Origin of the sequence: Planomicrobium sp. MB-3u-38, from assembly GCF_002836425.1 — a bacterium.
GTDB lineage: Bacteria > Bacillota > Bacilli > Bacillales_A > Planococcaceae > Planococcus > Planococcus okeanokoites.
The window spans coordinates 215,054-240,588 of record NZ_PJBO01000001.1 but is presented as its reverse complement, the minus strand read 5'-3'; the positions used below and the strand labels follow the sequence as shown (position 1 = coordinate 240,588).

Here is a 25,535-nt window from a genome sequence, read left to right as displayed (position 1 = left end):
AAACATTTTTATTATGTTTAATAATAATTTGACGTAATCATTCATCGCTGGCCAAGCCTAAAAACGCTTTAATGATAGGCTAATCCGGATGTATCCCATGTGAATCCTCCTGCTATAAACTTCTCACCACTATAAAAAGCGCAAGGATGACGCCTGCTCCACTCAAAAATGCCAGATAATTCTTAGACCCCCCCTGCTTCAACTCGTCTTTGAACACATTCAACAGTATCCCTCCGACCAAAAAGGAGACAGCGATTCCTACTGCAACTTCATGGACTTTAAGGATAACGCCGATCAGCCAGCCAATTAATAGGGCAGCAACCAAAAACCATCTGCCGTACCGGTCATACGCTTCTTTGTGAATTTCCTTTAATGTATGATCAGTCGCTACGAAATGTGCTGCCAATGCAAGAAAATAAAGGGCCATGCTCCACTGGCTTGAAAATTCTTCTCGGATCAACAGATAGCCTATGATCAGGTTATATATGAAGAAAGACGACAAGTGGACGAGAAATACTGGAAACCCAGACTCTTCTCCTTTATCCTTCTGCTTTGTTTTTGCCAAAGTATCCAATCAATGCCAGTAAATACGTATAGTCAACGACAACGGCAAGCCAACTGTCTCCCACAGCTTCCTTCATGATTCCCAGATATTTATGCAGCTCAGGCAACAGATACAGGAATACATAAGCGATTGTCGCTCCTCCAAAAACAGACAGCCACGGGCTTCTGGGATTCTCTGTGGAAAGTTTCAGGTACTTTGTGCTGAAATGTACCCCAACAAACCCAATTATGAATAACAAACTCAGCCAGTTAACGCCCGCCATACGAACCCTCCCCCCTGAAGATCTATAAACAATCAACCACCGCATCCCCAAAAGTCCTTACATCTTCCAGATAATCATAGCCGTCCGGAGAGCCAAAACTATTGAAAGCCCTGACAGCCACCAGATCATGTTTCGGAATTACAAGGAGCGTCACTCCTGTATAACCCAGTATTTGAAATGAACCTTCCGGAACAGAATCGCCAATTTCAGTCTGTTTGGCAGGCAAGTCTTTCACAAACCACAAAAAGCCGTTCTGCGGTAAATCTGAATCCTGCATTTTCGGACTTTGAACCGAAGCAGCCAGCTCAATGATTTCACGCGGAATAAGCTGTTCACCGGCTGCACGGCCCTTGTTCAAATGAAGCTCTCCCCACTTGGCCAGTTCCCTCACCGAAACGTACATATTCCGTTCATTTCCAGAAATGCTCGTACCGTTGTACCAGCTTGTATCGTCCGGATTTCTTATTACATCCACCAGATTTTCATTCATTTCCGCGTACCAGCCGGTTTCGGTAAAATTCATCTTAGTGAAGACTTGTTCGGTCAGAATTTCTGCAACGGTCCGGCCAGTCGCATTTTCAATGACTTCGGTTAATGTATTGATGCCGATACCCCGGTATGCCCAACTTTCGCCCGCCGGGAATTCCCTTTGTATCTCACGGCCGTTCTTCTTTAATCCGTGGGTATGAGTCAACAGGTGACGAATCGTCACTCCCTCGAAAAGTTTAGAATCGACAATCGGGACATACTGGGTCACCAAATCATCAATCGACCGGATCAATCCTTCGTGGACAGCATACGCCGCGGCAAAACCGATATAGCATTTTCTTACTGAAGCTATATGGAATTGCGTCGTTGCCTGTACTTTTTCCGCATTCTCGCCCTTCGAATGCGTACCCCAATATTCTTCCACTGCAACTTCCCCGTTCTGCATGATTAACAGTGCAGAACCCGTGCAGTCTACTGTGTTCGCTGTATTTTTGACGTGCTCAAGTACTGAAGAAAATGATACATTGTTTTTCGTTTCAATATGCATAGTCCACCCATTTTCTGTTGATTTGTTTCTGTTTCCTATTAAAAATTCATAATTACTTGCTGCCTATGGCTTTGCCCATATCATATAAACATTCCCCGCCAGATACCGCTCTTCCTTGACGAATTGCAGTTTTGAGCTTTTAACCAGTCCGCTGATATCACGGTTCGCGTGGCAGCCCGCCACTTTCACTGCCAGCGGATCCAAAGATTTCTGCAGCCATGCCAGTGGTTTATTGGTACTGAGGCCGTGTTCGAGCAGCAAAACCTTTCCATCCGGTCTGCACCATTTTTGGAAATTATTCAAAACGTCGAGCGGGTTCTGATAGCCGCACAGAGTCCCTGAAGAAACGATTACATCAAAACTGTTCTCGGGAAACTCGATCGTTTCCACATCGTCCTGAATAAGTTTGGTTTGGAACGGATATTCTTTTGCGGCCTGCCGGGCTCTTTTCAGCATCTCCTCGCTGAAGTCCACGCCCGTGAGATTGACGTCCCGGTTATACAGAGGAAAATTGAGCCCCACTCCAATGCCGACCTCCAATACTTCGCCGTGTATATCTGAGAAAATTTTTTGCCGGTATTTGAAGGTCTTGTCATGCGTCCTGAGTTTATTGTATTTATTCGCTTGTTTATCGAACTTTTTCGGTAAGGGATTCTGCATTTTACTCTGCTCCTTTGTATAGAAAAATTCCGTGGCCAATAAACGCTGAAAATACCCAGGCAAATACAGTGCTGTCTTATAGACTTCATTATAACTTAAATTTTCAGACTCTTTAGAAAAATATTCCCCTTGTCAGTCTGCTGCAATTGAGTGATGATGAATGGGACATGTGTCCTTTTCGCCCCAATTCTCCTCCTGTAAATTAGGAGTATAGAAAGGTGCGTGTATTTTATGAAAGGGATCTTATTTGCGCTGCTCGGCGGATTCTTTCTGACATTCCAAAGCGTCGCCAATGCGACGATCAGCAGTCAGATCGGTTCGTGGCAGGCTGCAGCGATGACCCAATTGACCGGTTTTGTACTGGCGATCCTCATCGTCATCGTTCTCAGGGACCGCTCATACCGGCAGTTGACTGAAGTTTCGCCTCTATATGCCTCAGGCGGCATGCTGGCAGCGATTGTGCTGTTCAGCAATATGACCGCGATCCATATTATGGGCGTAACGTTAACCATCGCCATCTTCCTGATTGCACAGCTGGTGCTGGCAATTGTCATCGATGGCAGAGGATGGTTCGACATGGTTCAAAAAAGAATCGGCAAGACACAGATTATCGGTGTGCTGATGATGGTCGCAGGCGTCATTATTTTAAAATTGTAGGAGTGGAGACAGATGGACAGACGTATTTCGGAATATCTTCAGCAATTTGAGCTTTTGGATCTGTTTCCGGAGCATGTCCAAGGAGAGATGTTCGTCGCTACCTACAGCAGTGGTGAACGCTTATTTTCACAGAGTGATGAAGCGAATACGCTTTATCTGCTGGTCAAAGGAAAATTAAAAATTTCCATGCTGTCACCAGAAGGGAAACGGCTGATTCTCGCATTCAAGAAACAGTTCGATATCGTCGGCGATGTTGAATACGTAAGAGAATGTCCGTTCATCAACACGGTGGAAGCCGTAACGGATATCGTGGTCATCGGCATCTCATACGATGTGCTGCGCAAACATATGGCGGATAACGCAGCCTGGCTGCAATTTCTGCTCCAAACTATCACGACGAAATTCGAAACGAAGACGCGGGCGATGAATTTCAATCTGCTTTACACAGTCGATGTCCGTGTTGCGAGTTATCTGCTGTCTATGACCCCGACCCAACAGATGCTCGAATCCACTTCGCTCATTGATATGGCGGATTTGATCGGCACCAGCTACCGTCATTTGAACCGTGTCCTCCAGCAATTCGAACAAGCTGGATGGATTGTGAAGAAACGCGGAAAAATCACATTGCTCGACCGCGATGCCCTTTTGGAGCAGGCGGGACAAAACATTTACGAATAGGAGGAATCCAAATGGCTCTCGGAATCTTTTTGGCAATTATCGGCGGAGCATTTGTCTCCATCCAGAATACATTTAATGCAAACGTGAAAAAGCGCGTCAGTGTCTGGACGACCACAACACTTGTACTGTTTCTCGGATTTGCAGCTTCGTTCGTGGCTGGCCTTGCCTTTGAAGGAACAGGATTGTTCAGCTTCGATGCTGAACCCTGGTTCTGGTTCAGCGGCATCGTCGGAGTCGGCGTTGTTGCCTGTGTCACTCAAGGCGTCCAGATTCTTGGACCAAGCCGCGCCATCTCACTCGTCATGGTGTCGCAGATTTTCTTCGGCTTGATGTGGGATACGCTTGGCTGGTTCGGGCTCGAGCAGGTGCCATTCACCTGGCAATCGCTGCTTGGCGTGCTGATGATCAGCGGCGGCGTGCTGCTGTTCCAGCTGGGACCTAAATTGGAACAGAAACCTTTTGTGAAATTGAATGCTGAACCGGTTAAAGTGAATGATTAAGCTTAAAATGAAAGAACCCGAAGTGCCTGTTAAAACTTGGCACGCCGGGCTCTTTTCCTGTTTATATCATATTCATTTTCAAGCAGATTCATATACGAGATCTTTTTCATTTCAGAAATCACTCCACAAACTCCATCTCATCCAACGGCCAAAAAATGAAACTGGCACTTCCCATAATCTCTTCGATCGGCACCAACCCGATAATCCGGCTGTCTGTACTGTGTTCACGGTTGTCTCCCAATACAAAAACATGGCCTTCCGGAATCTCTTCGATTTCAAGCAGCTCTTCCAGTGTAAAATCTGGTGTCAATCGGCTGTTCCCTTCGCTTTTCTGCTCCTTAAGAGTGGATAAATAAGGTTCTTCCTGCGCTTCTCCGTTAATAAAAAGTTCATCATTTTCGTAAGCTATATGGTCCCCTGGCAATCCGATGATACGCTTCACATAGTCCTCTTCTTCAGAAGCATGGAAAACAACAATATCAAATCGTTCCGGCTCTCCAAGGGTATATCCAATTTTGTTTACAATGATCCGTTCGCCGTCTTCGAGGGTCGGCATCATTGATACGCCATCGACCATTACTGGTTCAAACAGGAAAAACCGTATGCCTCCGACTATAATCACAGCGATCAGAATTGCCTTCACCCATTCCCACAGCTCATTTTTCTCTTTTTTGTCTTGTGCCACGCTCCATCACCTACTCTGAAATTTACGGATCAATTAAACTGACTTTCTTACAAGCTATAACTATTAAGGTGAAAAATCAAATATGAAGAGAACCTACTCTTTATCTTCATACCCTTTCCCCACAACTTTTCCTTTATCGAGGTCAATATACACAACCAGATTTCCGGAAGCATTGCTGCCTGTGTCGTGAAACACCACTGCATAAACCTGCTCTTTATGGTAATCGCTGTCGATCAAAGACTTTATCGCAGATGAGACGTCTTCTTTTTTGACAGTAGAGTCTTTGGGACTGACAGGAATTAAATCCTGTTCCGCTTTCGAAAGGCTATTGTATGCCATCATCTCGAGAGGCAATTCAGAAGCGGATGGACTGCAGCCAGCCAGCAATAAAAACAGGAACGGAAGGAACAGAATTTTTCTCACGTGGGACGCCCCTTTTCAGCGGATATTATTTCACTCCGACTCGAACAATCAAGCCTTCCCTTTTTTATTCCACTTATTTCTTTAAAAACCTTTTTCCAAGGAAATTTACATGTTTAATTATAAAAGAGGCTGCACCTGTTAAGATGCTGCCTCCTGCTATTCTTCTGCCAGTTCCTTTGATTCCCCGTCACCGGCAAGCGACAGCCAAGTAACGAATACGAGCATGATCGCCGCGCCGCCAAGCTGGATGGGTTCCAGGAATTGGCCAAACCAAATGGCCGAGATAATCATCGCCGTCAGCGGCTCAAAAGCTGATAAGATGCTCGCTTCCACGGGCAGGATGAAGCGCATGCTGCTCAAGAACAGGACGAATGCCAGTGTCCCGATAATGATGACAGCCAAAATTCCCAGGGAGACGCCCGGTTTAGCCAGAAGCGGCCAATCAGCCGATCTGAAAACAGGATTGACCAGCCCCAGGAAAATGCCGCCGAACAGCATGGACCATCCGACAATCAGCAGGACGCCCCACTCTTCCATGAGCCTCCCGGGATAGAGCGTATAGAAAGCGAAAGCCAGTCCGACCATCACTCCCCAGAAGAGCGCTATCCCACTGATTGCCAGTTCATCGAGCCGTCCGTTTGTCAGTAAGAGAAATAACCCTGCCATCGTACCGATCATTCCGATCACCTGGTACTTGGGTGGAAACTTCTTATGCCGCAGCGAAATAAAGAGAATCAGATAAACCGGCGCCAAAAATTGGAACAAGGTCGCAACCACCGCGTTGCTTGTTTCAATAGAAGAAACAAAACTGAATTGGACCCCCAGCATGCCAAGCACAGAGAAAATCAGCAATTGCCGCACCCAGATGCCGCCATGAAAAACAGAGAGGATTTTGACTCGCTTCAATTTCAGAAAAACCAGCAGCAGAACGCCCGCAATAATCAGCCGAAGAGTCAAAAGAAACGAAACAGATATCCCATAAGCTTCAAAAAGCCATTCCATCAGCGGCCCGGTCGCGCCCCATAACGCCGCTCCACTCAAAATCATCGCAATGCCTTTTACCCGATTCATCAGGCTCCCCCTTTCACTGAAATGGCCTCAAATCCTTAAATATCATTTAAATATACATATTAACAGATGGCATTGTCTTTTAGAGAAAATTATTGCTTGCTGTAAAATTAATTAAGAAAAAGATTAAAACTCAGAATCCAGTAATAGTCAGATTCATGAAACACTTTCCAAAATTTATAAAAGAAATACTATCTTACACTTGCTCAATCAATTAAACTTTGAATAGATGGAAAATAATAACTTTATTCATTTTACAAAATATACAATTCGATTTAAAAAATGTCTTTCTACTAAAATTAACATATAGCTGATTTCAGCAGCTTTCTTTATCTGCCAGGAGGGGAATTAGATTGGAGAATTACTATATTGAAAATATAGACCAGGATTTTTTAGCCTCTACTGCTCTATTGGATGTCATTGAAGATCCGGTATTTTTAATGAAAGAAGAACAGGATTCATTCAAGTATATGTATGCCAATCCAGCAGCTTTATCCGTACTGGATTTAACGGAAATTAAAGGGCTCCAGATCGGTGAGGTCCTGCCTCCGGAACTTTGCCGGCTATTGATGGGGCATTATCGGATGGTGCAGTCCACTCGAAAGTCCGTCGAATTTACAGAGCGATTCCAGACTGTGAACGGTGGATTCATCGGAGAAACAAAACTTAATCCGATTGTATCCAAAGACGGCAGATGTTTGTATGTCCTTGCCATTGTCCGGGATGTAACGGAAAGGGAACGGAAAAAACAAGAACTGCTGGATACACAGCGAGAGATGGAAATTGAGCGGAAAAGATTGAGTTCGCTGGTGAACAACAATGCAAATCCTGTATTTGAGTTTGACCAGCACCAAAGATTCACCAGTCTCAATAAGATGGTGGCGGAAGCAACAGGCTTTTCGGAAGAAGAACTGCTGGGATCCTCAATATTATCTTTAGTAGCCGATCATTGCTTGGATGAGGCACGATTGAACGTTGAAAAGGCGTTAAAAGGGCAAGCCCTTGATTTCGAAGTGAGCATTTATACAAAAAATCGGCAGATTGAGGTACTTCACTTGAATACGATTCCGATTATTATTGAAGAAAACGTAATCGGAGTCTATGCCATTGCGAAAGCGATCACCAAGCAAAAGGAAATGGGACGCCTCCTGCTGGAAAGTGAACAGCGCTATAAGTCGCTGTTTGAAAATCATCCCCACGGAATCATGACTTTTGACAAGGCTGGCAATCTATCGAGCATCAATAGAAGGATCGAGTCCATTACAGGTCATAACCTAACGGAACTCGGTGGACAGCAGTACCTTTCAATCATATTGGACGAAGAAGCGGAAAAAGTGCGCAGCCACTTTTACAAAACCATTCTTGAACGGCAGCCAGTACAGTACGAATTGACCTTCCGCCATAAAAAAGGGCACCTGATTGATCTGCAGGTGATCAACATCCCCATCATCGCTGACAGCCAATTGGTGGGAATCCATGGCATCCTGACCGATATCACTGCGATCAATCAAGCCCAGCAGGCTTTGATTGCTGCTAAAACAGAACTTGAAGTCTTCTGGGAAAATTCGACTGATCCTATTTTTTACATAGACACAAAAGGTGACATCCTGAAAGTGAACCCGGCGTTCGAGAAGACATTCGGCTTTACGGAAGAAGAAATGGTCACCGGCAAAGGCACCATCATCCCTCCACATATGCGGCACGACCAAATCAATATTGTGGAAAGGCTCCTTACCGGTGAAACCGTCAATTCCCACGACACCATCCGTCTGACGAAAACCGGTAAAGTGCTGAACATCATTTCTTCGTATTCACCTGTAAAAAATACGGATAAAGAAATTATTGGTGCCACCATTATCTATAAAGATGTCACGGAACTTAAAATAGCCGAAAAAGAACTTCTGAAAAGCCAGGAGAAGTACAAAATCATTACAGAAAGCACATTTGATATCGTTACGATGATCAATTTGAATGGAACGATTGAATATGTATCTCCAGCCTACGAAACGATTTCAGGATATTCCGCCAGCGACTGTATTGGAAAACCCCTGATGATGAACATTCATCCGGAAGACGAAGCCGCATTGACAGAAAGCGTAGCTTCCTTGCTTGAAGGAGGCAAACCGGCGACGCTTCAAGCCCGCTTCAAACACAAGGAAGGCCATTATATCTGGATGGAGGTTTCTCCAACTCCCGTTTTGGAAAATGGGGAATTAAAACAGGTCTTCACCATATCGAGAGATATCACAGAGCGAAGAAAGCTTCAGGAAAAAATAGAAAGAATGGCATTCTACGATCATTTGACCGGCATACCTAACCGGCGGACTTTTGACGACCAGTTGGCAAAGGCGGTTGAGCGTTCAAAATCGACCGGTAAAAAAGTGGCAGTCCTCATGCTGGATGGCCATAAATTCAAACAGATAAACGACCAATACGGCCATGATGCCGGAGATGCCGTCATTACAGAAATGGCGCTGCGGCTGCAGTCCTGCGTCCATCCGACGGCGACCGCCGCGCGTTTAGGCGGAGACGAGATGGGCGTGGTCCTGCCGGCGATCGAGTCTCTGGAATCAGCTGAAGACATGGCAAAGAAAATACTGAATTCGTTTGATAAACCGTTGCGCTTCAATGGATCCGATATCAAAATTGGCGCCAGCATCGGCATCGCGCTCTGCCCCGACCACTCCACAGATGAAAAACAGCTGATTAAATCCGCTGACCTGGCTTTGTATGAAGCGAAGAAACTGGGTCGGGATACGTATCAGGTGTTTGTAGCGGAACGCTTGTGAATTTTTAGGATGAAAATTTTTGGATACAATATGAAAAGCTCGAAAGAAAGCCGTTTTACGGTTTTCTTTCGAGCTTTTTTGATCCATTTGAATTAACCGTATAAATGTATAAAAGCTAAACCAAATGAAACCAACCCCGTCAGAATTCAGCGAAGCAAAAAAGCATTCAGGGTGGATGCTGCTTTGTTTTATTTCATTAACTGCAATACCTGTTCTTTAGTGGGGAGGGCGGAAATCGCTCCTTTCCCGGTAGTAACCAGCGCTCCGCTGGCGTTTGCGAAAGCCAGCAGCTCCTGGTGATGTTCACTCAATACAGCTTCCAGATTGTCCTGTCTTGTATCCAGGTTCAGCAATTGATACAAAAAGCCGCCGGTGAATGCATCCCCCGCTCCGGTGGTGTCTTCCACTTCCAAGGAATATCCCGCGGACGAATATTTGTGGTTCCCTGCGTAAAGATCCGCACCTTCCGCGCCTTTCGTCAGCACCACTGCCTGAACGTCCCCTTTGAACAAAGACGCAATGGCTTTTGTTTCCTCCGCTGTACCGGTGATAAATTCCAGTTCATCATCAGAAATTTTGACAATATGCGCCATCGGAATAAAATCCAGAATGGTCTTCCGGCAGTCTTCAGGATTCTCCCAAAGGGGCAGGCGCACATTGGGATCAAAACTGATGATCCCACCGCGCGCCTTGGCTGCTCCAATCGCTTTAAGGTGGGCATATTTCATCGGACTCTCCACTAAATCCACAGAACAAAAATGCAAAAAATCGCCTTGTTGGAACCAGTCCGCATCTATTTCCGATTCTTTGAGAAGCAAATCGGCAGAAGGGTTTCTGTAAAATGAAAAGTCACGTTCACCGTTTTCACGCAAGGATACAAAGGCAAGCCCGGTATTCGCCTCCTTTGTTCTTACGATTTTATCTGTCCTTACGCCGAACTCTGTCATTTGTTCCAAAAGGAAGTCGCCAAAAGCATCTTCCCCTAATTTAGTGATCAGTGAAGCAGTCCCGCCAAATTTCGCAACCGCAGCTGCTACATTTGCAGGAGCGCCTCCAGGCACCCGCGTAAAAGAAGCCACATCTTTCAAGGCGATTCCTTTTTGGTGGGGGATGAAATCTATCAATATCTCGCCAATAGAAAACAGATTTCCCATTCAGCACATCTCCTCCTTCGGACATTCACCTATAAATAATCCCACTTCACTGCTTTAAACTCCGCAGAACCGCCCATTGCATAGAACCGGATTTCCTGGCTTCTTATATCCGGGAAAATCCGGGCAGTAAACGTTTCTTCTCCATCATCCACAAAAATCTCCACTGATGAAGAATCAACAAACAAATGAAACTTGTGAGAACCTCCAGCGATTCGGCATTTTCTTTCTGTTCCATATGTGCTGCCAATCACTTTTCCCGATAGCGTGCGGTCCAGTATGATTTTCCCCTGGTCTGCATCGTATTTGATCACCGTTTTCTCTTCAGCTCCCGCACGAAATTCTATGCCATATTCCATGGCGTCTCCCTGTTCAAACTCACAGATCAGCTCATAGGTGACCCCTGAGAATCCATCAACCATTTTATTTTCATCCCGAATTATATCTGCTGCTTCGACTTTATTTTTACGGAGTGATTGAAGTTCCGGAACCGGCTTTTGAATCAGTTTGCCATCTCGCAGCGATAATTCCCTCATGATGGTCAGGCAATTAGCCCAGCCGTTGATGTCGCTGGGATACTCGATTTCAGGCAATCCCATCCAGGCGACCATCAGCCTTCTGCCTCCTGGATCTTTCATCGTATGCGGAGCATAAAAATCAAATCCACGATCAAGTTCGATGAAATCTCCGTGAATCAATTCACGCCGTTGCAGATCGAGCTTTTCTCCCACAACGTACCCCGCCTGGTAAATATTTTGATAAAGATCGCCAACTGGCTCCAACCCTTGCGGAGAGAAAATCAGGATCCCCTTATCGTCCATTTCAAAATAATCCGGGCATTCCCACATAAAACCGAAGTGTTCCAAATTTGTGGCCAGCTCCCCTTCAAACTTCCATTCCAGCAAGTCAGATGAACTCAATAAACAGACGCCTCCGGTTTTATCAGTTCTTTGCGCGCCTATCACTGCATAAAACTTGTCATCTGCCTTCCATAATTTCGGATCGCGGAAATGCTCTGTATATCCTTCCGGAACTTTATTGAGAACTGATTTTTTCGATTTGATGATGTTTCCGTCCTCATCCATCACGGCTATGCAAAGATAAGGATGCCGCACGAGATTCTCATCCCGCGTATTGCCTGTATACAACAAGTACAAGTTTCCGTTATGCTCAACCGCACTTCCTGAATAGGCGCCGTGGCTGTCAAAATACTCATCGGGTTTAATGGCGATCCCGACATTCTCCCAGTTGACGAGATCCTTTGATTTGGTGTGGTACCAATACTTCAAGCCGTGAAACGGGCCTAACGGATGCCATTGATAATACAAATGATATTCACCGTTGTAGAAGCAGAAACCGTTCGGATCGTTGAGCAGCCCGGAAACCGGCTGGATATGAAACGTTTGCCGCCAGGTACAGCTATTAACTCTGATAATCAGGTTATCTATATCTTCTTGACTGACCTGATCAAGCCGAATGTAACTTTTCCCCCGTGGTAGTGCCATTTTGTTTTTCCCCTTTCAGTAAAAATAGAACTTTATTATGAAAAATTTTTCCAAAATAAAATCTTCAAAGAGCCTATTCTTGCCGACTAAAGCCATTCGTGGAACTCTCTCTATAAATGGCTTTGACACTGCTCTTCTGCGGGATTGGGAAGAAATCAGTCTGAACGTAATTATAGGAATTACTTTTTTCTGAAGGGTGTTAAGGTGGAGATGCCGGGGCATATGACATCACGGACTGCTTTAATTGTGGGTTAAAAAACTGCAACCGGATTTTCCGGTTTTGCAATAGAAGGATGATAGTTGTTCAGGCCATTCCCAGTAAATACTCTCTTCTGCTTTTTGCGGAAACGATTCCATTTCAAGCCAAATGTAACCGCTTTCTTATCTGAATTATAATAGTTTCAGGATTTATTATCAATGAAGGATGCTTAAAATCTGATAATTTAATGTTTTTATGATTGTGGTGTTTTTGTTAAAAAAATAGGTGTTCAGGCTAATGAATACTTTTGATTGATAGAGAAAAGCTGCTGTACATTAAGTAGAGATTCTTTTTCTGTTTTGTATTCATAAGGTTTCTTTTACAAATTTACGGAACTTATTTTCTTCTTCTGAAAAAGGATTGTGGTTGCTTTCTTCAAAAACTGTGAATTTGGCACCTGGAATTAAGTCAGCAATTTCCTCCCCAAACTTCAGCGGGCATTGCGCATCATATTTTCCGGAGTAAATGAAACTCGGAATGTGGATTTCTTTCAATTCTTCTCTGATATCGTATGTAGGATATTCGTTTTTTATGAAATAATCCAAACGCAGACCGACTGTCTTGCCGCTGTTCGGCTTTTTCATCGCCTCTTTTAATTTTTCTTCTGATCGATAAGACATCAAGGCCCACTCGTAACTAATTTCCTTGCGCACTTCAATAGGAGTTTCCGGATTATTCATTAGGTCCATTATTTCAACAATCCGGTCAAAATGCGGATTCTTCCTGCAATAGATGCTGTTTTCATCTTTTCCGTATTCATAGCTGGCTGCGGCTCCCCCTGCAATTATTTTTGTAAGGGATGACTGGCTGTTGATGGCATATTTTAAAGCCAGCATGCCACCTGTAGAATGTCCCGCGAAAGCCCATTTTTCGTATTTCAACGCTTTTCTGAAAGCCTCAAGATCTTTCACTGTCTCATCCATGCTGTATTCATCCGGCGTGGCAGCGTTAACCGACTGACCCGCTCCGCGAAGGTTAATCAGATAGACATGATAATCATCTGTAAAAGAGGCAGCCATCGAATTTCCATTCTGGTTGAATTCACTGTATAAATGCGTAACAGCCAAAGGTTCTCCTTCACCTTTCTCGAAAATTTCAAAGTTCCCTCTTTCTGTCTCGAGTATTCTTGCTACCCACATATCCCAGCCTGCTTTCTGTAAGTTTTTTAGCGCCTTCGCTTTTCCTGAAAGCACATCATTTCAGCCTCACCACATAGCCGTTACAAATATCGACCAAACAGCTGCACTTAGTGACACGATAAATAAAAGCACAATAAAAGGTTCGAACCTTCTGATAGAGGATTCCCGTTTTTTAAACAACCGAAAAACTCCTAATCCTGCCGCCAGATATAGAACGAGCTCTGAAATCGTCAGACCCGTCAAATAATAGACTGGATAAATCGATATCACCTTCTCACTCAAGAAGTAAGCGATTCCTTGTCCGAAAATACATAAAATGGTCGCCAATAAAAAAATCCCGACTAACCAAACACAGATTTTCTTCATCATATCCTCCTGGATCTTCCGGCTGCTTCAGCGGATTGTCCTGTTTATTGGAATAGGTGGTCTTTCTCTATGTGATGACCTGTTTTATTCATAGAATATAGGTGCGGACTGAATCACTGTTCAAAAGACCAGGTTGGCAATGTGTAATGGAAATAAACAGAAAGCACGACGAAAACCGCAAGCGGCACGATGAAAAGCATTGCAGTGCCTTTGTTCTGCTGCCATCTTTTGAGCATAAATTTATCGATCAATCCATAAAGCATCGCGACGAAGAACCCTTGGATAATAACCTCCCAATGTGGTAATATCAGTCCGATTGCTGCCCCGAACACGCCCAGTATTAATATGTATAACCAGTCTGCCTCTTCAAACCATTTCCTCTGAAAAGACTCGACGATGACAGAGACGATATTGCCATAGATCAGCACAATGATCCCCATAAAGAGAAAGTAAATTACCGTCCAGAAAAAAAAATCAGCTGCCAAATTATTTTCAATATTATCGTCTGTGACAAGCCCCCAACTGCATATAGCCGTGGAAGATATTAAAGTGGAAAGAAATGTGGCGGACAGTTTTCGTGTAAATTTTCTATCTCCGCGTCTTTTCATCATTGAACCCTACTTTCTTAAAGCTCTTTTTAACTGTTGTTCTTTTTTTCAAAAGATCTTCTTTTCACAATTTTATCCTTTTCGAGGCTGCAAAAACACTGAATTTTTCATAAACACCCATTATTTCCTTTTTAAAGCATTGAAATGAAAAAAGCTTCGCGGATGCGAAGCTTTCCTTAAGGGATTGGAGTTTTTCGCACGGCGAAAAACATCCGCTGTTGCACTTGAACTTTAGGTGTGTGGGAAACTGGTATTAGCTTGAAAAGCTGTTACTGCTGATATTATTCCATCATTTTAGCGGAAATTTCGCCTGAAACAGGGAGACGAATAGGCTCACGGGATTCTATGAGCACTTTTCGGCATTCTATGATCATTCGGCCGTTCAAATGGCTGAAAAGCAGTTGGAAAATGCCATTTCACTTTAAACTGTATATATTTTTCCAATTCAATGAGTTACGCTTGGATTACTTATTTAATTCGAATTTCGAGGAGGAAAGTTTGTGATGATGAAGAAGCAAGGGGTGTTAGGCGACCGGCATGGCGTCTCCTATTTGAACGGCAAAGTGCAATTTCAAGGCGTATCTTTAAATGTGTACAGTTATCTGATTGATGGCGTCCTGATTGATACCGGCGCCCAGTCGCTGCGCAAATTTTTTGAAGCCTTTATTGACCAGGCTGATTTCAATCAGGTCCTGCTTACCCATTATCATGAAGATCATTCCGGATGCGCCGCATATATTGAAAAGAATAAAGATGCCCCGATTTATTTAAATCAAAAAACAATCGTCTCCTGTGCCCAGCGTGCGGATTATCCGCTGTACCGGAAACTTTTTTGGGGAAAGAGGAAGCCGTTCCACGCAGTGCCTATGCCTGAAACTTTTCAGTCGCGAACTGCCACATGGGATGTAATCGATACGCCGGGCCATGCTTTCGACCATAAAGCTTTCTTAAATAAGGATACCGGCCAATTATTTACCGGTGATTTATTCGTGAATGAACGCACAAAAGTCGTATTGGCAGAAGAGCATATTCCGGACATCATCAATTCCCTGGATAGGGTATTGAGATACGATTTCCAAGACGTATTTTGCAGCCACGCGGGATTTGTTGAAGATGGACGCAGCGCCCTCGAACGAAAAAGAGATTATTTGCTTGCCCTGCAGCAGCAGGTCCAGGAATTGCAAAATGAAGGCAACAGCGCTGAAGCGATCCGCGATCAGCTGTTTCCCCACAAATACCCGATCATCAAATTTTCGGGCGGTGAATGGGATTCGCTGCATATCGTGACGTCGATCATGGGCGAGGTACAGTAATTATGCCAAAAGCGAAAGGGAAGGATTCTGTTGATGGAATCCTTCCCTTTCCTATTTTCATGTAAAAGCCATTGACCCAATTTACCTCAACCTATACTATTCTTCTTTTGATTTGCTGATCATCATAAACGCGACTTTTGAAATTAGATGAAGGATAAAAATGATCATCAAGGTTCTTGAAATGACCAGGCCATCGACAGCCAATTCATAACCGGCAGGCACCAGTCTGGATTCAAACAAGGTATAGACTGCCACAAGAAGAATCAGCAGAATTATTATGTATGCGTAACCTGACTTATTTTCCATGATATATGCCACCTTTTCTTTATTTTAAGCTCCATAACTCCAGTAATGTATATTTAAAACTCAAGGGTGGCGGTAATCATATTTTCCGTTTGGTACATCAATGCTTATACCATTAATGATTACTGTATCGGAATCCTGCCAGTGCACGGTGCTGTCTTCTATTTCATATTGCCAGTAAATATTTTTCGGTTCCTTTTTACTGCCATTGAAATGGAGCACACCTAAAACGGCATAGTTGACCGTTGCTCCGCCGTTATTTACGTACGTTTTCAATGTATATTTTCCGTCTGGCGAAACTTCTTCAGTAAGAAACTCGCCTGGATCAATTCGGTCCATATCGTAAAATGCCCAATTGATGAAAAAACCTACAAGACCGGCAGCTAGCGCTATAAAAATAGTTAATGCAGATAAAATAGGATGATTTTTAACAAAAGATTTCAAATTACGTAACATCCAAACACCCCTACACGACCAGTCTCCAAATGACTTTCAATACCCACTCACTCGTTGAAAATGCGCTTATCGTTTCCTGAAAGCTCCAGGGGAAAGTCTCCTATTCATACTACCAATAATTAGTAATTATGAATATACCTGTATTTAGCAAAAAGGAAGAAACCTTAAACCAGTCTTCTCCCTCTCTCTTACGTCATACTTCCTTACCACCAATTTCTTCCGCCAACCCGATCAGCAGCCCTTCAGTTCCCCGAATATAGCAGAGCCGGTATGAGTCCTCGTACTGAACCACTTCACCGACGAGCTGAGCACCATGCTTCATCAGCCTGGCAACCATTTCATCAATATCTTCAACCGTGAACATGGCGCGCAGGTATCCCAATGCATTTACAGGGGCCTCGCTGTGATCCGCTATCACCGAAGGAGTGTGGAATTGCGAAAGCTCCAGCCGACTGTGGCCATCCGGCGTCACCATCATTGCAATCTCTGCCTTTTGAGAACCCAAGCCAGTCACTCGTCCAGCCCATTCTCCTTCCACGATCATACGTCCTTCGAGATGCAGGCCGATTTCTTCGAAAAAAGCGATGGCGTTATCCAAGGATTCCACCACAATGCCGATGTTATCCATTCTCAGCAATTTGTTATTATTCAATGCTTTGCCTCCTTTTGAATAAAAGCACAGAAACATGTTCTCTAATAATTCGAGATGAAAGTTTTAAATACCTTCCTGGGAAAACGCACAATAAAAGAGCCTGGAAATGCAGCTCCAAGCCCTTTAGTTGATATCTCTAAATTTAATTTCTGATTCCGTCCAGTCTTCTAAAACATTCCGCTTTCATGGTTACTGCGTCCAGCATCCCGGCGCGCTTCTGCTTCAGCCATATTCTGGTTCAAACTATTATCCTTTTTATTCATGCTGTATTTACGCTTCGTCAAAACATCCACGACATAACTGATGATAAATATAGCTGCCAGAGTTCCCCAAAACACCCACATCATCCAATGCATAGAGTACACCCCTTTTCGTTTTAGGCTTTCCCCATCTCCGCCTGTCATCTCTATACCCTTTAATACGTATCTGATTGCAATTAGTTTCAATAATTTTTAAATTCTGAAATTATTTCCAGCCTAAAAATTTCTACTGCTTCCTCTTCAACGGAATCCAGATTTCAGAGACATACTCCTCGCTGTACGCGTCCCCCGCCGGATAAACTTCCAGCTCCGCGGTTCCGGCGTTTTCGTATTGATTGGACGGGAACCATTCCGAGAAAATCTGTTTCCACACTTTCGGCATGGCATCCGGCATCGCGCCGTGCACTTCGAAGACGCCCCACTTGGATGCTGGAATTTCGATTTGCTGGAAACCTTCCGGAACTGCTTGTGCACTTTCTGCTGCAATCCAGTAATCCATCGTGGTCCCGTCCTCGAAGTTGGCACAAATGCCAAGCAGGCCATTAATTTCTCCCGATTGCAGCTTGGCAATCGCGTCGCTTGTGCCGTCCTGATTCATTTCCATCCACATGTCCGGAATACCGCTCAAATTCTCTCCACCCTGCAGCGAAAATTCCCGCTTCACACCAATCGCCTGAAAACTTTCCTTTTCCACAATTCGATACTTCATCGGATCTGCCCCTTTCAGATTCACCTGGATCGCCAGGCGGTTAAAAGATTGCAGCTCTCCCAAATTCTTTCGAGCATCACTCGGTGTCACACCGTGCTGCCGCCGAAACGCTTTGGAAAAAGCCTCGGGAGTGTCGTAGCCATATTTGTAGGCGATATCGATGATTTTTTGATCCGTGGCCGACAGCTCCTGCGCCGCTAATGTCAGCCGCCTTCTGCGCAAATACTCAGCGACCGAACAATCCGTCAAGATTGCAAACGTCCGCTGGAAATGAAACACAGAAGAATTTGCCTCCTTAGCAATCTCCTCGATTGTCACCGGTTCCTCCATATGCGCCTCCATATAATCAATGGCGTGCTGCAACGATTCCACCCATCCCATAACCCTCACTCCTTAATCTGATCTTAACAAGCAATCCGGTCGGAATCCTGTCCGTTTGTGCTGAGTGTAGACAGGTCGAAGTTATTCAGTATACCTGATTGATCTCTTTCATTAGTATAGAGTTTTATTTACTGAGGTAAAAATTTTTTAAAAAGAATTCTGAAAATTCCTGTTATAGTATATGTATATTGTAAAAACATTTAAGGAGGAGATAACCCTGGATGCCGAAAAAATATTAAAAGATCTGCCCTTAATTGAAATAATCAAACGGAAGTCGAGTTTCATGCAAGCCCAACACTCCAAGTATTTCGATAATACGGGTGAGTTACAAGCGTATAATGACATGATCCAAGATGTTATGAATATGACAGAAGATAAGTTCGTACGTAAGTATCTTAAAATTGTCAGAGATATTGAACAGAAATTTAATCGTAATGAGATAACCAGCCAGGAAGAGGATCATAAGTTGGGTGGATACAGCAATGCAGTTGTTAACGTACTGTTGTTGATTGACCCGCTTTACGAGGAAAAGTTGGTTTTCCGAGCATATTGTTCTGATGAGTTGATAGACAGACTAAAGGAATAATCCCTGTTGAGCTACATTTGAATATGGTTACATATAAAGATATCTTCAGAATTTCGCGGGAAAGGAGGCATAAGACAGTGGAAAAATTGCGCATACACTCTTCAAATTGAAAATTTGAGGAGGAAAAAAGATGGAATATGTATACAAAGAAGGTAAGCAAATAGATAAAGAATCGTTGAAATCGTTGTATGAAGACGTGGAATGGTTCGCCTATACAAAAGATTTGGACCAATTGGCGGAGGCGGTTGCCCATTCTTTATACGTCCTGTCCATTTGGGACAACGATGAGCTAATCGGCTTAATCCGAGTGGTCGGCGACGGCCTCACCATTATCTATATCCAGGACATCCTTGTACTGAAATGCCGGCAGAATCAAGGAATCGCCAGCGAACTGATACGGCGCGTACTCATAAAGTACCGCAATGTCCGCCAAAAAGTCCTTTTGACAGAAGAAGCGGCAGGTGTTCGCCACTTTTATGAAAAGAACGGCTTCGAGTCTTGTGACCAGGGGACTCTCGTGGCTTTCGCGAAGCTTGGTTGACTGAAATCTCCAGACGCTAAAAATCCCGTGCAGGTGATTGTCACCCGCACGGGATTTTTAGTTGGTTTTCCGCTTTTCGCTTGCGAAAAGCATCCATTTTTCTTTTGATCTGTGATTTTGGGTGTTGAGGCAGCTATGAATGCGGATGTTGATGAGGAAATGCGCTCTTTCAGCCCCGTTTTTCCTTTTGAAAAACGGCGAATCTCTTTTATCCGCGGCTGCGGCTTGTTTATCCGCGCTTGTGAGGGTTTTATCCGCGCCTAAAGGCCATTTATCCGCGGCAAGCCATTTTTCGCCAAAAAAAGAAGATCATTCTACCACTCCGCCAAACTCAAAATCCATCTTCTCCACAAATTGCTGCTCACCGACCGTTTTGATGACGATATCAAAATTCTCGCTATAAGGATGCATGAAAACTTCATACTGGATCCGCCGTTCGGCATGCGAAAACTTCAGGTACTCCAGATCAGTCCCACGTTCCGCAACATCGCGCGATGATCTTCTCATTAATTCCGTTTCGCCATCTGTGTAAAAATAAATTCTCAAATCGAACAGCTCCGGGTCGATAAAAGCCGCGCTCATCCCCTCGACAATCGTCAACTGATTTTCGGAAGAAATCAAAGCCCGTTCCATGTAATGGACGTCGATGGTATAGAAATCGAGACCATCCCGCGCCATCCGCACATCCCGCTCCAATGCGCCCAAATGATGCGCCGCCGGATGGCATGCGGTCATTTTAAAGCGGTGATCCTCATTTTCATATGTATAGTCGATTGCAGAAAGCCGTCGAATATCCGAACTGACGATATACGGGTCCGTATTGAGGCAGTTTACGTTTTTATTGCCAAGCCGGGCCAGCAGTTCCTGTGTGAAGTGGGACTTCCCCGCCGCTCCGTGCCCCGATATGCCAATCACGAGCCGCCCCTTCTTCGATACTATCCAATTTACAAGCGTGTCCATAAGATTTTCCATTGTTATCTCCTTTTAAGTCAGCTTTATTCAAGTATACGAAATTTTTTTAAGAGGAAGATTAACTGCTTTTATTTCTTAAATCATTTAACTGTCAATTGACACCAATTACATTTTCCTATAATATCTAAATGAAAATGATTATCATTATCAAAAATAAAGGAGAAAACTCATGAAAAAATTAGCTGTGTCTTTTTTACTTATACTAATACTTATTCTCGCTGCTTGCGGTAAGGCAGAAGGTGAAAGTGGAGCTGCCGAATCGGAAGTTTCCGATACATTTACATACGAATCAGAGACAGGTGCGGTCGAAGTGCCGACCGATCCGAAACGAATCATTGCTCTTACAAATGGACCAAACGTCCTTGCGCTTGAAGGCAATATCGTCGGTATTGATGAATGGACAGGCATGAATCCCCTGTTTGAAGAAAAATTGGAAGGCGTGGAAATCGTCACTGAAGACAACCTCGAGAAAATCATTGAACTGGATCCGGATTTGATCATCGCCGGTTCACATATGAAGAACCTTGATAAACTGGGCGAAATCGCTCCTACAGTTTCATTTACATGGGGCAAGCTGGATTACCTTGATCAGCAGGTCGAAATCGGTAAGCTATTGAATAAAGAAGAACAGGCTGTCAGCTGGGCTGAAGATTTCCAGAAACGCGCTGCGGCCATCGGCGATGAAATCCGCGCCGAAATCGGCGAAGACGCTACAGTTTCTGTAATCGAAAGCGGCAACAAGGAATTCTACGTGTTCGGCGACAACTATGCGCGCGGCACGGAAATCCTATATCAGGCAATGGACCTGAATATGCCTGCAAAAGTCGAAGAATTGGCGTTGGAAGCTGGCGTTTACACCTTCTCTTCTGAAGTGCTGCCTGAGTTTGCCGGCGATTACGTGATTTTCAGCAAGAACCCCGACGTCGATAACTCATTCACTGAAACGGATGTTTGGCAAAACATCCCGGCGGTCAAGAATGACCAGGTATTCGAAATCAACACGAAAGCATCCACATACAGTGACCCGATCACATTGGAGTACTTGTTGGATTTCTTTGAAGAATCGTTCTTAACTAAATAAAATTTTGAAGCCATCATGGGAGAGAGAAATCCTCTTACCTGTGATGGCTTTTTTGTACTGCTGGATTTTATGTATAAGCATCAATGTAAAACTTTATCTCAGCAGCAAGGAATTTTCTGTTAACCAATCCCTACTGTTGGTTATAAATCCCTTGCAGGTTCAATGTTAAAACAACCGCCATTGAAAAAATTGCTGCTAATACTGCATCATGTTTTACACTGTTATTTAATGTCGGCATCCATTTTATCTTACCGGTCAAACTTACTAGCCTCGCAACAATAAAAAAGACAATGAAATAACTAAAAAATGTTCCAATCATGCAATCACCCCAAATCAATTTTTCAGTAGATCGATATCTTCCCACCCATAAGCTATCTCGTTTAATACTTTACCAGAGATAGTTAACGTTTTGCGGTCGACTTTTTTGCCGCCCATCTTTTCGTAGAAACCGCGCGAAGGATTTTCTTCCAGCACCCAGACGAGCATCGAATTGTAGCCCCTTTCTTTTAAATGTTCGACTACTTTTTTCATCAGCGATCTGCCTATCCCTTTCCCCTGATATTCCGGCAACATATAGATTGAATACAGCTCGCCCTGCAACTTTTCGTACTTCCCCGTTCTCTCTTTGCCTCCATCTGCAAATCCGATAATTTCACCGCCGTCATTTTCTGCCACGAAGTTGTTGTTTGCTTTAAGATTTTCTTTCCACAATTGTTCCCGTGCTTCGCAGCTTAATTGGTTCAAATATGTATTTGGGACAATGTTTCGGTATGTGGTGCGCCAACTGTCGACATGTACACGGGCGATTCCCTTGGCATCTGCTAAAGTCGCTTTTCTTATTTTCATTTTTTGCTCCTTTTTGATTTATGCCCAACTCTGTCCTGTTTATGCCCAACTTCGACTGTTTTATGCACAACTGGCTAATCAAGTATTCGGTCCCTTTATATTTCCTTATCCTTTTCATTGAAAGTTCAATCTATTATACTTCACGCTTCTAAAATTTGGTATATTGAGAGTAGCTTTGAATAACCGATTGCCAAAGGGGAAGCCGTATGCTCAAATTCATCTCAAATTCTTTATGCCGGAATAAAAAGCGTTTTATTCTTTTACTGATCGGCATTACGATTTTTAGTGGTGTACTGATTTATTTATTTGGAATAAAACAGGGTAACACCGACGTAACTGGAGATTTGCTTCCCCAAAAAGAGCAGTCTTCTACTATCATCGAAGAGCTAACTGAGGAAATTATTCCGCTGGACGAAAAAAACTCAGCCAGCGGTATATCTCCTGGCGCAATTGCCGTCTACAATATCGATCTTGCTTTGGATGAACAGGACGTTTTCCAGATCAGCGCTGAAATCGACGTCACCAACGAATCGCAGGATTCGTGGACAGATATCGGCTTTTATTTCATCCCGAACGCTTTGACGGATGCCAATAAACCCGATTTCATGGAAGACGGAGCGGAAACGGCGATATCGGGCATTACGTCGGATGGCGAGGAGATACCGTTCGAGTTGGTCGATAATCGACTTCTGTTGAAATTGGATGCGGAATTGAAACCGGATGAGATGAAAAAAGTGAAGATCGACTACACTTTGAAGCTGCCCGAGAACGGCAACCGCCTGTCGCAAGTGGATGATAATTATTATTTGGCTCAGTGGTACCCGATGCTCGGCCATTACAGTGACGGGTGGAACATCGAAAACTATGACAGCAAAGGCGAATCCTATCACACGTCCTATGGCAGCTACGAAATCGATTATCAATTGCCGACGGAATATTTAGTCGCGAGTTCTGCCACGGACGGCGAAATTGCGCCGACGGCTTCTGGGACATTGGCGGGCGACAATATCAAAGATTTCTATCTCGCGTTAATGGATCCGGATGACTGGCATACGGCGGCTTCGAGCGTCACCAATACGGCGCTCCGAGTTTATATCCCTTCTGCCGGGATGGATTTCACAGCGGACATGATGGCAGTAACAGAAGATGCTTTCGCTTTCTTTGAAGAAAGAATTGCCGACCATCCTGCTGAAGAATTGGACGTCATCGCCAATGACGGCGGCATGGAATATCCGAATATCATTGAAGTGAACAGCAATCCGGACGATTTTGAACACACTTTGATCCATGAAATCGCGCATCAATGGTTCTACTACCTGGTGGCGAATGACCCTTATACCGATTCATGGCTCGATGAAAGCATCACAGAGTGGGTAGCGTCCATGTACATGGTCGAAGAAGGCTATCAGGACCCGTTCGCGTTTGCGGCAAGAATCGCTCAGACTCGGCCTACTGCCCACTTGATCAATTTGCCGCTGAATGAATTCGAAAAAGGCGATTACTATTCGACCATTTACGGAAAAACGCCTCTCCTGCTGCAGGAGTATTTCGAAGCGAACGGCGGCTCGGATGCGGCTTTCGACTTTTTATCGGCATATGTGGAGCAGTTCCGTTTCGACTACGTCGACACTGAGAAGTTTGCGGAGTTTTTTGTGGAACAGCATGGCGAAGACAGCCGTGAATTCCTGAACAGCTGGCTGGACCTCGAAAAGGAATAAAACAGGTTTTATCGCGCCGTCCGGTTTGCCGGGCGGCGCTTCTTTTTGGTTTGTGCGACTGGGGGTGGGGTTGGGGGTTTTTCGGTCGATTTTGGTTTATGCCCAACTCTGTCCTGTTTATGCCCAACTTCTTGTGTTTTATGCCCGACTTTGGTCCGTTTATGCCCAACCTTGACTGATTTATGCCCAACTGGCTAATTGCAGCCAGCGAGTCGATATTTATTTCGAATTTTAGCCTCCTGCTGAGTGAAATCGAAACTTTCGCAGCTTCATTTTCGAGCGATTTATATTTACTCCCAACTTCGACCTGTTTACTCCCAACTTTCATCGATTTACTCCCAACTTCGCTCCGTTTACTCACAACTTCAATGGTTTTACTCCAAACTTACCATTTCGCGGCTTTGCATGGCACATTTTTCATTCCACACAAAAAGGGACAGCTCCACTCGCCGTCCCTTCAGCATTTATTGCAAAACCCATCCCGCCACAATAATTGAAACAAACAAAATTACCACAAGCCCCACAAAAAGATACCCGCCAACCTGAAGTGCCTTAGGCATCGTCTCCAGATTTCTGTAATCTCCTGCAGCAGGGTAGCCTTCGATGCTCTGCATATGCCCAACTGCATCGTTGAACGGCTTTTTGTCGCCAACGATGGCCTGCGCATCGTACTCGCCATCTCCACTGAAATTGAATGCCTCCCCCGGCTGAAGCTCGACTTTGTCTTCACCGATAAACAGATAAGCAGACTTCGTGCCTGTGACTTTGATGTGCCCATCCTGAAAATACGCACCGCTTTCTTCGGGCAAAGCGATGACCGGCGCATCAAAATCTTCGATATAACGATGGATCATTTCATCGTTTTCATTTTCATAATGGCACCAGACAGCCAGGCCGTCGAGCACATCCAATCCGGCGAAATCGTGTACGCCCACTCTATTGTCATCCAAGTGTGCACTGGTCATGATGTTCGAGCCCAGAATGATGGCGCCGGCGCTCCCGCCATAAACGACGCCACCATCTTTTATATATGCTGCCAGTACCGCATCAAAGCCCGAATTCCGCATTTCATTCAATAAATGAAACGTATTCCCCCCGCCGATATAAACAGCTGAGAATTGCTGCAGATCGTCCACCGATTTCCGGTGAAGATCGGTCCACATGACGATTTCGTGAATGCCCAGCGGGTTGAAGACATCCCGCATCCACTGAAGACAATCAGCGTAGGGAATCATGCCTTCCATCGCAACCGGGATATATAAGAGCGGCTTCGCCTGACCGATTTGCCGCCTGAATTCCTCATCAAACTTCTCAGTGTTCTTGCGGTCTCCACCGCCGGATAAAAATAAAGACCCCATTTCTTAGC

30 protein-coding genes are annotated in these 25,535 nt (G+C 44.4%); 9 read left to right on the top strand and 21 right to left on the bottom strand.

Translation table 11 applies throughout. From position 1 onward, the window contains the following. Positions 1-112 precede the first annotated feature (112 nt). The 4 genes from CXF70_RS01430 to CXF70_RS01415 all read right to left on the bottom strand — a co-directional run bounded on the left by CXF70_RS01430 (position 113) and on the right by CXF70_RS01415 (position 2,523). Entirely contained in the window at positions 113-565 is a 453-nt protein-coding gene (locus CXF70_RS01430) for a hypothetical protein (RefSeq protein ID WP_145990694.1), read from the bottom strand. Further along, complete coding sequence (locus tag CXF70_RS01425; RefSeq protein WP_101801191.1) at positions 540-827, bottom strand: hypothetical protein; 288 nt, start codon at positions 825-827, stop codon at positions 540-542. Before CXF70_RS01425 ends, CXF70_RS01430 begins: the two co-directional genes overlap by 26 nt. Before the next feature lie 22 nt (positions 828-849). Continuing rightward, positions 850-1,863 (bottom strand): serine hydrolase domain-containing protein, encoded by a 1,014-nt coding sequence (locus CXF70_RS01420; protein WP_101801190.1) that lies wholly within the window; start codon positions 1,861-1,863, stop codon positions 850-852. 63 nt (positions 1,864-1,926) lie between these two features. Beyond that, on the bottom strand, positions 1,927-2,523 hold the full coding sequence (locus CXF70_RS01415; protein WP_101801189.1) for a class I SAM-dependent methyltransferase: 597 nt from the start codon (positions 2,521-2,523) through the stop codon (positions 1,927-1,929). A gap of 231 nt (positions 2,524-2,754) precedes the next feature. Between CXF70_RS01415 and CXF70_RS01410 the strand changes: the two genes are divergently transcribed. The 3 genes from CXF70_RS01410 to CXF70_RS01400 are packed head-to-tail and all read left to right on the top strand — an operon-like array spanning position 2,755 to position 4,358. Next, positions 2,755-3,180 carry a DMT family transporter gene (locus CXF70_RS01410; protein ID WP_101801331.1) on the top strand — a complete coding sequence of 142 codons (426 nt, stop codon included), beginning with the start codon at positions 2,755-2,757 and terminating at the stop codon, positions 3,178-3,180. 12 nt (positions 3,181-3,192) lie between these two features. Beyond that, the gene (locus tag CXF70_RS01405) at positions 3,193-3,858 is read left to right on the top strand and encodes a Crp/Fnr family transcriptional regulator (protein WP_101801188.1); all 666 of its coding nucleotides are present in this window, start codon (positions 3,193-3,195) and stop codon (positions 3,856-3,858) included. An 11-nt stretch (positions 3,859-3,869) separates the two neighbouring features. Then, positions 3,870-4,358: a DMT family transporter gene (locus tag CXF70_RS01400; RefSeq protein ID WP_101801187.1), complete on the top strand. Its 489-nt coding sequence runs from the start codon at positions 3,870-3,872 to the stop codon at positions 4,356-4,358. A 118-nt stretch (positions 4,359-4,476) separates the two neighbouring features. On the opposite strand, the gene lepB is transcribed toward CXF70_RS01400, so the two are convergent. The 3 genes from lepB to CXF70_RS01385 form a co-directional block, all read right to left on the bottom strand. Beyond that, on the bottom strand, positions 4,477-5,043 hold the full coding sequence (gene lepB / locus CXF70_RS01395) for a signal peptidase I (protein WP_101801186.1): 567 nt from the start codon (positions 5,041-5,043) through the stop codon (positions 4,477-4,479). 93 nt (positions 5,044-5,136) lie between these two features. Continuing rightward, positions 5,137-5,466 carry a hypothetical protein gene (locus CXF70_RS01390; RefSeq protein WP_101801185.1) on the bottom strand — a complete coding sequence of 110 codons (330 nt, stop codon included), beginning with the start codon at positions 5,464-5,466 and terminating at the stop codon, positions 5,137-5,139. A gap of 156 nt (positions 5,467-5,622) precedes the next feature. Next, complete coding sequence (locus tag CXF70_RS01385; protein ID WP_101801184.1) at positions 5,623-6,537, bottom strand: DMT family transporter; 915 nt, start codon at positions 6,535-6,537, stop codon at positions 5,623-5,625. 350 nt (positions 6,538-6,887) lie between these two features. Here CXF70_RS01385 and CXF70_RS01380 point away from each other — a divergent pair, with 350 nt between their 5' ends. Beyond that, positions 6,888-9,323 carry a PAS domain S-box protein gene (locus CXF70_RS01380; protein ID WP_233208510.1) on the top strand — a complete coding sequence of 812 codons (2,436 nt, stop codon included), beginning with the start codon at positions 6,888-6,890 and terminating at the stop codon, positions 9,321-9,323. A gap of 188 nt (positions 9,324-9,511) precedes the next feature. On the opposite strand, the gene CXF70_RS01375 is transcribed toward CXF70_RS01380, so the two are convergent. The 5 genes from CXF70_RS01375 to CXF70_RS01355 all read right to left on the bottom strand — a co-directional run bounded on the left by CXF70_RS01375 (position 9,512) and on the right by CXF70_RS01355 (position 14,351). Further along, positions 9,512-10,477, bottom strand: coding sequence for a carbohydrate kinase family protein (locus CXF70_RS01375; RefSeq protein WP_101801183.1), 966 nt, complete (start codon positions 10,475-10,477; stop codon positions 9,512-9,514). Between the two features lie 29 nt (positions 10,478-10,506). Beyond that, positions 10,507-11,979, bottom strand: coding sequence for a glycoside hydrolase family 32 protein (locus tag CXF70_RS01370; protein WP_101801182.1), 1,473 nt, complete (start codon positions 11,977-11,979; stop codon positions 10,507-10,509). Between the two features lie 564 nt (positions 11,980-12,543). Next, positions 12,544-13,377, bottom strand: a complete 834-nt coding sequence (locus CXF70_RS01365) for an alpha/beta fold hydrolase (protein ID WP_101801329.1) — start codon at positions 13,375-13,377, stop codon at positions 12,544-12,546. Between the two features lie 66 nt (positions 13,378-13,443). After that, a complete protein-coding gene (locus CXF70_RS01360) occupies positions 13,444-13,743 on the bottom strand; it encodes a hypothetical protein (protein WP_101801181.1) in 300 nt (99 codons plus the stop codon). A 113-nt stretch (positions 13,744-13,856) separates the two neighbouring features. Then, positions 13,857-14,351, bottom strand: coding sequence for a hypothetical protein (locus CXF70_RS01355; protein ID WP_145990693.1), 495 nt, complete (start codon positions 14,349-14,351; stop codon positions 13,857-13,859). A gap of 503 nt (positions 14,352-14,854) precedes the next feature. Between CXF70_RS01355 and CXF70_RS01350 the strand changes: the two genes are divergently transcribed. After that, a complete protein-coding gene (locus CXF70_RS01350) occupies positions 14,855-15,664 on the top strand; it encodes an MBL fold metallo-hydrolase (RefSeq protein WP_101801179.1) in 810 nt (269 codons plus the stop codon). Between the two features lie 96 nt (positions 15,665-15,760). Here CXF70_RS01350 and CXF70_RS01345 read toward each other — a convergent pair whose 3' ends face one another. The 5 genes from CXF70_RS01345 to CXF70_RS01325 all read right to left on the bottom strand — a co-directional run bounded on the left by CXF70_RS01345 (position 15,761) and on the right by CXF70_RS01325 (position 18,425). Further along, positions 15,761-15,970 (bottom strand): hypothetical protein, encoded by a 210-nt coding sequence (locus CXF70_RS01345; RefSeq protein ID WP_101801178.1) that lies wholly within the window; start codon positions 15,968-15,970, stop codon positions 15,761-15,763. A gap of 60 nt (positions 15,971-16,030) precedes the next feature. Next, the gene (locus CXF70_RS01340; protein ID WP_101801177.1) at positions 16,031-16,423 is read right to left on the bottom strand and encodes a DUF5412 family protein; all 393 of its coding nucleotides are present in this window, start codon (positions 16,421-16,423) and stop codon (positions 16,031-16,033) included. Between the two features lie 193 nt (positions 16,424-16,616). After that, a complete protein-coding gene (locus tag CXF70_RS01335) occupies positions 16,617-17,075 on the bottom strand; it encodes a VOC family protein (protein ID WP_101801176.1) in 459 nt (152 codons plus the stop codon). 167 nt (positions 17,076-17,242) lie between these two features. Next, a complete protein-coding gene (locus CXF70_RS01330; RefSeq protein WP_101801175.1) occupies positions 17,243-17,431 on the bottom strand; it encodes a hypothetical protein in 189 nt (62 codons plus the stop codon). A 130-nt stretch (positions 17,432-17,561) separates the two neighbouring features. Next, entirely contained in the window at positions 17,562-18,425 is an 864-nt protein-coding gene (locus CXF70_RS01325) for an AraC family transcriptional regulator (protein WP_101801174.1), read from the bottom strand. Positions 18,426-18,708: 283 nt separating this feature from the next. Here CXF70_RS01325 and CXF70_RS01320 point away from each other — a divergent pair, with 283 nt between their 5' ends. Both CXF70_RS01320 and CXF70_RS01315 read left to right on the top strand, forming a co-directional pair. Next, on the top strand, positions 18,709-19,011 hold the full coding sequence (locus CXF70_RS01320) for a hypothetical protein (RefSeq protein WP_145990692.1): 303 nt from the start codon (positions 18,709-18,711) through the stop codon (positions 19,009-19,011). A 130-nt stretch (positions 19,012-19,141) separates the two neighbouring features. Then, positions 19,142-19,552 carry a GNAT family N-acetyltransferase gene (locus CXF70_RS01315; protein ID WP_101801172.1) on the top strand — a complete coding sequence of 137 codons (411 nt, stop codon included), beginning with the start codon at positions 19,142-19,144 and terminating at the stop codon, positions 19,550-19,552. A 309-nt stretch (positions 19,553-19,861) separates the two neighbouring features. Here CXF70_RS01315 and CXF70_RS01310 read toward each other — a convergent pair whose 3' ends face one another. Further along, positions 19,862-20,524, bottom strand: a complete 663-nt coding sequence (locus CXF70_RS01310) for a uridine kinase family protein (RefSeq protein WP_101801171.1) — start codon at positions 20,522-20,524, stop codon at positions 19,862-19,864. Positions 20,525-20,693: 169 nt separating this feature from the next. Here CXF70_RS01310 and CXF70_RS01305 point away from each other — a divergent pair, with 169 nt between their 5' ends. Further along, on the top strand, positions 20,694-21,605 hold the full coding sequence (locus CXF70_RS01305) for an iron-hydroxamate ABC transporter substrate-binding protein (RefSeq protein ID WP_101801170.1): 912 nt from the start codon (positions 20,694-20,696) through the stop codon (positions 21,603-21,605). Positions 21,606-21,735: 130 nt separating this feature from the next. On the opposite strand, the gene CXF70_RS01300 is transcribed toward CXF70_RS01305, so the two are convergent. Continuing rightward, the gene (locus CXF70_RS01300; protein ID WP_101801169.1) at positions 21,736-21,924 is read right to left on the bottom strand and encodes a hypothetical protein; all 189 of its coding nucleotides are present in this window, start codon (positions 21,922-21,924) and stop codon (positions 21,736-21,738) included. A 14-nt stretch (positions 21,925-21,938) separates the two neighbouring features. After that, on the bottom strand, positions 21,939-22,451 hold the full coding sequence (locus CXF70_RS01295; RefSeq protein ID WP_101801168.1) for a GNAT family N-acetyltransferase: 513 nt from the start codon (positions 22,449-22,451) through the stop codon (positions 21,939-21,941). Positions 22,452-22,657: 206 nt separating this feature from the next. Between CXF70_RS01295 and CXF70_RS01290 the strand changes: the two genes are divergently transcribed. Beyond that, positions 22,658-24,169, top strand: coding sequence for a M1 family metallopeptidase (locus CXF70_RS01290; RefSeq protein WP_101801167.1), 1,512 nt, complete (start codon positions 22,658-22,660; stop codon positions 24,167-24,169). A 464-nt stretch (positions 24,170-24,633) separates the two neighbouring features. Here CXF70_RS01290 and CXF70_RS01285 read toward each other — a convergent pair whose 3' ends face one another. Then, the gene (locus CXF70_RS01285; RefSeq protein WP_101801166.1) at positions 24,634-25,527 is read right to left on the bottom strand and encodes a Type 1 glutamine amidotransferase-like domain-containing protein; all 894 of its coding nucleotides are present in this window, start codon (positions 25,525-25,527) and stop codon (positions 24,634-24,636) included. Between the last annotated feature and the right edge of the window lie 8 nt (positions 25,528-25,535).